At 42.7% G+C, this 316-nt stretch carries 1 protein-coding gene; it reads right to left on the bottom strand.

The window, feature by feature from the left end; translation table 11 throughout:
• Window positions 1-132: 132 nt before the first annotated feature.
• Window positions 133-316 (bottom strand): hypothetical protein (locus ACTQ34_RS18240; RefSeq protein ID WP_441365002.1); only part of this gene is annotated, 184 nt, incomplete at its 5' end.

Genomic DNA, 316 nt, shown 5'->3' with positions numbered 1-316 from the left:
ATACCACACCAAACATAACAACACCACGCTTATACGGGACTTAGCACACCCCAAAAGAACATACAGAAATCCCCCATAAGCAACAAGGTTTGCTTTATGGGGGATTTCTTGTTTTAATTGTCATTTTTGATATTATTCAACAGTCTCAATAGAATCCACAATGCTCATTCTTGCAATAGAACGCAGAGGAATTGCCGTTGCAAGTAGGCAGGCCACAATAGAAATAATCGCAGCTTCCACAATCGCCATAACCGGAACAGCGACAAGCTGTAAAGCATCGGTCTGTGCTGCTCCGACAAAGATACAGCAGACATAG

Origin of the sequence: Agathobaculum sp. LCP25S3_E8 (assembly GCF_052117165.1) — a bacterium.
In the GTDB taxonomy this organism is placed as follows: domain Bacteria; phylum Bacillota; class Clostridia; order Oscillospirales; family Butyricicoccaceae; genus Agathobaculum.
This window is presented reverse-complemented; position numbering and strand designations above follow the sequence as displayed.